The organism is Bradyrhizobium altum (genome assembly GCF_020889705.1).
Classification (GTDB): domain Bacteria; phylum Pseudomonadota; class Alphaproteobacteria; order Rhizobiales; family Xanthobacteraceae; genus Bradyrhizobium; species Bradyrhizobium altum.
This window is the reverse complement of sequence record NZ_JACMYP010000342.1, coordinates 1-7,730: the sequence shown is the minus strand read 5'-3', so window position 1 is coordinate 7,730 and position 7,730 is coordinate 1. Positions and strand designations below refer to the sequence as shown.

Here is a 7,730-nt window from a genome sequence, read left to right as displayed (position 1 = left end):
TGGGCCGCAGCGCTCGCCGCATCGGCCGCGTAACGCGGCGCCGCGACCGTCCAGGCGCCGCTCGGCGACCTCGCACTCGCAGGATACGCAGCGAGCAACAACGTCACCAGGCTGGTGCCGGCCATCAACCCGCCGCGGGACATCCGGCGCGACGCCCGCAACGGCGCAACGGCGGCCAATTCACCGCGTGCACGGGGATAATGGATGGCTTGAGCTCGAACCGGCATGACACGTCCTTCCAGCGAACACCGCAGAGGTCACACCAGCGTGACGGGAAGCCACGCGCAAACCCGCAAGGTATTTTTGTGAAAAATTCTTGTCGCCGCGGGGCGGCCGGCGGATCGGGGGATCGCACTCAGCTCAGCAGCACGATCCCGCCAGGCAGCAACCGCACACGCGCATCGAACGCCTGCTGGATCTGGGTCAGAACCTCGTCCATCCGATCGATACGAAAGCGGCCACTGACGGGCAACCGTGCGATCGCGGCATTGACGATGAAGATGCGGCCAGGCCGGTAGCGGTTGATCTCCTCAACCGCATCGGATAGCGGCGTGAAGCGAAACAGCAGGAAGCCGCGCTGCCAGGCAGAGGCGGCCTCGATATCGGCAGCGGCAAGTGTCTCCCCGCGCGCGTCGTAGCGCAGTTGCTGCCCCTCCTTCATGGCGATCGCCTGGGCGCCACGCTGGACCTGCAGCTCGCCCTTGAGGCAGGTCACACAGACCGGCTGCTCGCCGCCAGCCGGCACATAGCGCACGTCGAACTGCGCCTTGTCGGCGAGAATCCAGCGGTCGGCCGCGCGTACGCCAAAGCTGCGCCCGGACGTGGCGAACGCCGCCTCGCCGGAGAGCAACTCGATCCGTGCCACGCCGGGATCGGCGGGCCGAAGCGCGATGCTGGTCTGCACGTTCATCTGGATCGAAACATCGCCCGGCAGCGCCACATGGCGCTGCTCGCCAGTGCCGGTCCGGTAGTCAGCCGCGAACTCCGACCAGGACGGCCACAGACCGAGCGGCGGCCGCGCAAGCGCATAGACGCCCGCCGCCGCGGCAGCGGTCGCGAGCCCGCCGCCGAGCAACGCACGGCGGTTGAGCGGACGCGAGGCGCTCGGCAACTGTTCGGTCATCATTGCCGCCCGCACATTGCGGCCAGCCGGCGCAAGGTCTCGCCACAGGCGGCTCGCGGCGGCGAAAGCGGCGACATGGTCCGCGCTCAGGGCACACCAGCGCCGCAGCGCCTCGGCGTCCGCCGCGGTGGCCTGTCCGGAGGTGAGATGCCGAACCCAGCCCACCGCTTCCCGCTTGAGCGGATCGAATTCCATGTCGTCCTTATCCATCGCGCTCATGGTCGGCGTCCGCCCCGTGCCCACCTACGCCGAGATGCGGCGGCTTTTGCCACCACTCTCAAGGAGACGTTTCCAGCCGGGCGGAACCGCATGCTATCCGCCGCTCCGATCACGCCGCTTCAGACAATACTCCTGCGCCCGCTGCAGCTCTAGCTCAACCAGGCGCAGGGAAATACCGAAGCGGCGGGCTATCTCCTGCCGCGGCATCTGGTCGAGGCGCGCTGCCAGAAGAATCGCGCGGCGGCGCGGCGGCAGCTCGTGCAGGATGGCTTCCAGCCCGCGCAGATCCGAACGCGCGCGCGCCACCTGCTCCGGATCCGGCGCGCCATCGGCGATCTCGAGCAGTCCATCGACCTCGGCTGCGCTCAGGGTGCGGCTATCGGTATTGCGTTGGCGATCACGCGCCGCGTTCATGGCGACGCCAAAGATGTAGCTGCCGGGATCGCGGACGACACCGACCGAATCCACCCGGGCGATGCGGAGCCAGGCATCCTGCAGCGCCTCGCCCGCCAGCTCGGCCGATCCGAGCCGTCTTGCCAGACGTCGCTTGAGTTCATCATAGCGCTCGACCAGCAGGCGTCTTATCAGCGTCAGGGACGCCTCGGTCATGGTGCCGCGCTGGCGCGACGCGCCGGAGAACCATTACAGGCCATCGTCGTGCCAGGTCCCTGCGGGACGACCACCAGGGTAACCGGTTGGGCAAGGCCCGCCGGCGGCGGCGCGTCGACCTGCATCCGCCGTAGCGCGTGATCGATGCCCGCATCGACCGCGGCGCTGCCCGCCGAGCCCAGCCGCGCGAACCGCTCCACGTTGCCGGCCGGATCGATCCAGAACTGCAGCGCGATCCGATAACGGCCCGGCCGTGCATCGGCTTCCGCACACAGTGCGGCCCGAAGGCCGGTCTGCAACCGCGCATAATAATGATTCACCGGAACCGGCAGCGCCGCCTGCGCCGTGGCCGGTGCGGGATAAAGTACGAAAGACGTCTCTCCGAGCACACGCGCCGACAGACCGCTGCCCGCAAGCAGACGCGCAAGCGCTGTGTCCGCGGTCATGGGCCCGCGCACGGCGCTGGAATGCAGTCCGGCCGTCAGGTTGCTGTTGTAGAGGACGTTCCGGCCAGCCACGGCACCATACTGCTCGAGCGCGGCCGCCAACGGCTGGGCTGTGATATCAAAGTCGATCTGCGCCTCCTGTGCCGACACTTCCGGCGGCGCCAGAACAAGACAGACGCCGAACATCAGAGCACGGCACAGCCGAGCACTCGACGCTCGCGCATCGGGGGTCAACTCGGCTCCTCGCGTTTACAAGCCTATCATGGTCGGGCGGGGACGATAGGCAGGCTGTGTAACAATCTCATGTCAGCAGGGTCGGATGGCCGACATGCCCCGAAGCGGATGCGGACCCGGCGGCCGCCCATGCTCTGCCGGACAAAAGCGCGGCATCAAGGAAGTCGACGACGGGCTCTGCGATCGGCGGCTGTTCTGATCGCTGCCAGCCAAACTTCTGGGCGCCACAACCGCAAGCGGTCGGCACTGCTTTGATCGACACGAAGGAAAAGTCGCGCAGCGATCGGCCCGCACCGGTCCTTCAACAAGAACCGTCGCGCGAGATCTATTTGTTCTCGGCGACCACTCCGCGAAGGTCCTGGAAAATAAGGATTTTCCTTTGGTGGGCGCACCAGGGCTCGAACCTGGGACCCGCTGATTAAGAGACAGCCCCGGGTTGAGAACAATCAATGACTTACTGGTCGCACCGCTGGGCTTATCCGACCGAAAATGGGCATTCGTCGCACGGCACAGAGCGGTCACCGTCGTAGCTCGCCTTTCGCGAGCACCTCTCTGATGGTATGCGCTTCGCTAGGGTGCCGGAGGGCGATGTCGGTGATAGTTCAGAAGCCGTAACACTCCGATCGCGTTTCGCCCGCGCTTTGCGTTGCGTCCGCTTTCGACGAAATGGCGGACACGGCCGGACTTGCTGCCGCTTCGACCCAGTCGCGATGACCATAAGCAACATTGGTCTTCCCGGAATCATTGCCGCACTCAATAGTTGCCGCCCGCCTATCGGTGTCCTATTTCCGACCAATCCGGGCCCCGAACCACTCGCCGACACGGTCATTGGAGATTTCGTCGCCACGCGCCGGGGGTAAGGCCGGTCAGCTTTGCGAAGACGCGGGTGAAATGAGGCTGGTCGGCAAAGCCACAGGACAGCGCTACATCCGAAAGCGAGAGCGTCCGGTCGCGCAACAGGCCCTTGGCTTCATCAACACGACGCTTCAACAGCCACTGATGCGGCGACAGCCCGGTCGATCGCCGGAAAGCCCGCGAAAAGTGGGCCAACGATACCCCGCAATCATTTGCCAGATCGGCCAGCGAGACGTCACCTTGCAGATTGGCAGCAAGGGTCTCTTCAGTGCGCCTCATCTGCCAAGGTGCGAGTCCTCCACGTAGTGGGCGAACGACCAGTTGCATGCCGCCATAGGTCTTGGCGGCATGTATGCCGACCGCCATCGTCACATGCTCCACGAAAACGCGGCTCGCCTGTTCGGGATGGTCGAACGCGGGCATGAGAGAGGTGACCAATGCCCGGATCGTCGAATCGTCGACACCGACGCCGGGTCGATAGCGCAACTCCGAAATTTGACGCGCTTCGGCGCCGTCGGCAATGAAGTTCAACGCGGCGCGCGGGAAATAGAAATGAACGGAATGGAATGGATTGTTGATGGTGAACTGCGGGTTGCGCTTCATATCGTAGATCGTCGTCTCGCCGGCCCTCAACGAGGTCACGGGAGCCACTCGCTCATCCTCAAACCATTCGTGGACCGGATAATCGACAAGTTGAAGCGCTACCACAAAGGCGTCTTCGCGAATTTGCGACCCCGATGTGCCGTGCTCCGGATCGTCGGAGCGGACCTCCGTGACCGCAATATTCGTATTCTGTAGCGAACGGAAAAACACAGCCGAGCGCGCCCGCAGGCGCTTGCCGAACTCTTCTCCATAGGCGCTGCTCTGTGGCATACCGCAGACTAAGCCCTCAGAAAGTTCGTCACGGTGCGCATTGTTCAGTGCGATAGAATACTTATCTCGCGCAGCGAAGCAAGGACCGCCTGCACGTGCGTCTTTTGCAGTTCTTGCTTGTTTCCTCCTTCGGCATCAATCCGCGGGTGAAGGCAGGGTCGGGGGAGAGAGTACTTGCAGACTGAGTCAGCACCGCTTGTGGCCTTCGCGTCATTTCGCGGCAACGCAGCAATTCGGTCGCTATTGGTGCATAACGGACTCTGGTAAGCCGTCCGCTCTCCAGATTTGTGAGGTTACCGCCGAGGTCCGTCCAACGTGTTATCACTGCCACCGCCGGGATTTCACAGGGTGACCTTATGATAAAGGCAGATGTCACGTGCCCACACTGCGGGGCCGGTTTCCGGCGAATTGAATTGTCATCCGTCCCCGGCACCAAGGGCGAGTATCGCTGCCCGGTCTGCGATGTCGGGCTGGAGCTGTTGGACGGCAGCAAACTCGTTGCGTACCGCCTCACAATCCAACCATCCATTCGCGGCCTGAATAAATAGCGATGTCGGCGCTACTTGAACGGCGGCTTCTTACCAGCCACTTGCCATACCCCGATCACCGGCATGCGACCGAGATATCCGTAAGTCAGACGAACGCGCTCAGGCCCGTGATCGACTTGCCGACGATCAGCGTGTTCATCTCCCTGGTCCCCTCGTAGGAGTAGATCGCCTCCGCGTCGGCCACGAACCGACCGATGTGGTTCTCAAGCAGGATGCCGTTGCCGCCGAGTAATTCGCGCGCATACCCGACGGTCTCGCGACACTTGACGGTGCAGAATGCTTTCGCCAGCGAGGCATGCTCGTCCAGCATCACGCCCTCGTCCTGCAACTGCGCGAGCCGCAGCATCATTGCCTGCGTTGACGTGACGTTGCCGAGCATCCTCACCAGCAGATCCTGCACCAGCTGGAATCCGCCGATCGGCTTGCCGAACTGCTTTCGCTCGGTCGCATAACGCAAGGCGTGCTCGTAGGCGCCCATCTGGCAGCCGACGGCAAACCAAGCCACCCCGGTGCGGGTCATCCTCAGGACCTTGGCAGTGTCCTTGAAGGTGTTGGCATTCTGCAGGCGATCCGCCTCGGGCACGCGGCAATCCTTCAACGTGATCAGCCCGTTCTGCACGACGCGGAGCGCCATCTTGGTCTTGATCTTCTCGACCGAGAAGCCCGGATTGTCCTTTCCCACCACGAAGCCCTTGACCTGATTCGAACTCTCTTCGCGCGCCCAGATCACGTTGATGTCGGCGAAGGTGGCGTTGCCGATCCATTTCTTTTGGCCGTTGAGGATCCAGACGTCGCCCTCCCGGCGGCAGGTCGTCGTCATCCCGCCAGACGTGGCGGAGCCGACCAGAGGCTCGGTCAGGCCAAATGACCCAATCTTTTCGAATCGCATCATGGCGGGCAGCCAGCGCCGCTTCTGCGCCTCGTCGCCGCACAGATAGATCGAGCCCGCCGAAAGTCCGGTGTGCACGCCCCAGAAGGTCGCCACCGAAGAATCGACGCGTGCCAGTTCCATGGCGACAAAGCCATTCAACAGCCAACCGCCGCCGGCCGCGCCATAGCCATGGTAGCCGACGCCGCCGATGCCGATCTCGGCCATCTTCGGAATGATCGCGAACGGGAATTCATCGCGCCCCCAGTACTCTTCGATGACGGGAGCAACCACGCCTTCCGTGAAGTCGCGAACGCGACGGAGCAGCGCGCGTTCGCTGTCGCTCAGCACGTTGGCGATCCTGTAGAAGTCGCCGTCGATCGGCGGCGGAACGTAATCCGGCTTTGCAGCCCGTGTCGCCTGCGGGTTCGCCATAGGTCCCTCCCTTGTACGTGCCGAGACGCTTCTTGACGTCAGACTGATTTGTTCGGACGAACGCTGGCGCGGAACTCCTCAAAGCTCTCCTTCACGCGGTCCTGGATGATCTTCGCCGCCTCCGCGGTCGACTGCCGCGCGGTCGATGCGCTTTCCTGGGCGCCCTGGACCGCGATCTCAAACATCTTCCTCGCGAACTCGGTCTGCAGCGCGATGTTCTCCTGGATCTTGAGCGGCTTGTATTCGCGCGCGAGCGTCGTCGCCTCCCGCAATCCCGCTTCCAGCACCTCGCGCTGCTTCTGCGCCACCGACTGCGCGCCCTGCGCGGCGACCTTCGCACTCTGACTGAGCGCGTCGATGTTCTTTTTCTGGACCTGAAGCAACTCGTCCACGTTCAGCTTCGGCAAACCGAGATCGCTTCCGAACTTCCTCAGCATCTCGAAGTATGAGCTCGTGTCCGTCATGTTATCCTCCTTGTGCTGTGCTTAGGATTGGTGGCGTCCGCCTTCGGACGTCGGAACGAGATCTCTGACGAGACCAAACGGTCGCGAAAGCGGGGATTGCGGCTCGACCTGCGGGCTCTCGTTAGCCAGAAACTCCTCGATCAAGGCTGCGGTTTCAGCGGGCCGCGTCACCATGAACAAGTGCCCGTCATCGATCATGCGGAGTTCGGCGTTCGGAATCAGACTTGTCAGGATGTGACCGTTGATCGGCGGGACCAGCGGGTCGTCGCTGCCCATCAGGACCAACGTCGGCTGCGGCAGCGACCATAACCAGGGCAGGCTGGTCCAGCCGGTCATCGCGAGAAGCTGGTACAGGTAACCCAGGTTGCGCGCACCATGCATCGCGGATGCATGCCGACCGATCAATGACGGATCGGCGCGAAATGCGCCTCCATAGATATCCGCCGCAACCCGGTTCATGTAGTCCTTGTCGGTGTAGCGGCGCGGCGTCGCCATCTTCCACAACACCGAGGGGCTCGCCGGCACCATGGTGAAACCAGGCGCCGTCGCTGCAAGCACCAGCCGCCGGCACAGCTTTGGATATTGATGGGCGAATTGCTGTGCAATTCCCCCGCCCCAGGACACGCCGGCCGTATCGACTTCCGTGTAGCCCAGCTCCGCAACGAGATCAGCCGCAAGCCGCGCCAACGTCGACGGGCGATACGGCAGCAGCGGGCGCGGCGAGCCGCCGACGCCCGGCACGTCGAAGATGATGGCGGTCGTGTGTGTGAGCGCTTGAAGGAATGGTTTCGCCAACTCCCAGTTGGCGCCGATCCCGTTGAACAGCAGCAGCGGCGGTCCGCTGCCGCGGCCATGCCTGACCGCGACCTGAAGTACCTGGTCGTCAACCGTCATCTGCCGGGCTTCGATCGCGCCCGGTTCGACCTTATGCCCGCTGGCGAGGTTGTCACTCAAAGACATATGTCCCCGGGGCCGCAGCAAGTGTCTGATAACGAGTGTTACCGAGCGATGAAGGCGCCGCCACCTCTTCGCCCGAGCGCGCATGCAGCCAGTCCC

At 63.7% G+C, this 7,730-nt stretch carries 9 protein-coding genes; 1 reads left to right on the top strand and 8 read right to left on the bottom strand.

What is annotated here, in order from left to right; genetic code table 11:
* From H8B02_RS42675 to H8B02_RS42655, 5 genes are all read right to left on the bottom strand, one after another.
* The coding region (locus H8B02_RS42675; protein ID WP_229171722.1) for a hypothetical protein at positions 1 to 227 on the bottom strand (227 nt) is incomplete at its 3' end.
* A gap of 128 nt (positions 228 to 355) precedes the next feature.
* Positions 356 to 1,318: a FecR family protein gene (locus H8B02_RS42670; protein ID WP_229171719.1), complete on the bottom strand. Its 963-nt coding sequence runs from the start codon at positions 1,316 to 1,318 to the stop codon at positions 356 to 358.
* Positions 1,319 to 1,435: 117 nt separating this feature from the next.
* Entirely contained in the window at positions 1,436 to 1,951 is a 516-nt protein-coding gene (locus H8B02_RS42665) for an RNA polymerase sigma factor (protein WP_229171717.1), read from the bottom strand.
* Positions 1,948 to 2,631, bottom strand: coding sequence for a TonB family protein (locus H8B02_RS42660; protein WP_229171715.1), 684 nt, complete (start codon positions 2,629 to 2,631; stop codon positions 1,948 to 1,950). The genes H8B02_RS42665 and H8B02_RS42660 overlap by 4 nt, the downstream gene beginning before the upstream one ends.
* An 825-nt stretch (positions 2,632 to 3,456) precedes the next feature.
* On the bottom strand, positions 3,457 to 4,359 hold the full coding sequence (locus H8B02_RS42655) for an AraC family transcriptional regulator (protein ID WP_229171713.1): 903 nt from the start codon (positions 4,357 to 4,359) through the stop codon (positions 3,457 to 3,459).
* A gap of 356 nt (positions 4,360 to 4,715) precedes the next feature.
* Between H8B02_RS42655 and H8B02_RS42650 the strand changes: the two genes are divergently transcribed.
* Positions 4,716 to 4,907 carry an MJ0042-type zinc finger domain-containing protein gene (locus H8B02_RS42650; protein WP_229171712.1) on the top strand — a complete coding sequence of 64 codons (192 nt, stop codon included), beginning with the start codon at positions 4,716 to 4,718 and terminating at the stop codon, positions 4,905 to 4,907.
* An 85-nt stretch (positions 4,908 to 4,992) separates the two neighbouring features.
* On the opposite strand, the gene H8B02_RS42645 is transcribed toward H8B02_RS42650, so the two are convergent.
* From H8B02_RS42645 to phaZ, 3 genes are read right to left on the bottom strand one after another with little or no spacing between them, the layout of a single operon-like run.
* On the bottom strand, positions 4,993 to 6,210 hold the full coding sequence (locus H8B02_RS42645) for an acyl-CoA dehydrogenase family protein (protein WP_229171711.1): 1,218 nt from the start codon (positions 6,208 to 6,210) through the stop codon (positions 4,993 to 4,995).
* Positions 6,211 to 6,248: 38 nt separating this feature from the next.
* Positions 6,249 to 6,674: a phasin family protein gene (locus H8B02_RS42640; RefSeq protein WP_229171710.1), complete on the bottom strand. Its 426-nt coding sequence runs from the start codon at positions 6,672 to 6,674 to the stop codon at positions 6,249 to 6,251.
* 21 nt (positions 6,675 to 6,695) lie between these two features.
* A complete protein-coding gene (phaZ, locus tag H8B02_RS42635; protein ID WP_229171707.1) occupies positions 6,696 to 7,628 on the bottom strand; it encodes a poly(3-hydroxyalkanoate) depolymerase in 933 nt (310 codons plus the stop codon).
* Positions 7,629 to 7,730: the final 102 nt, after the last annotated feature.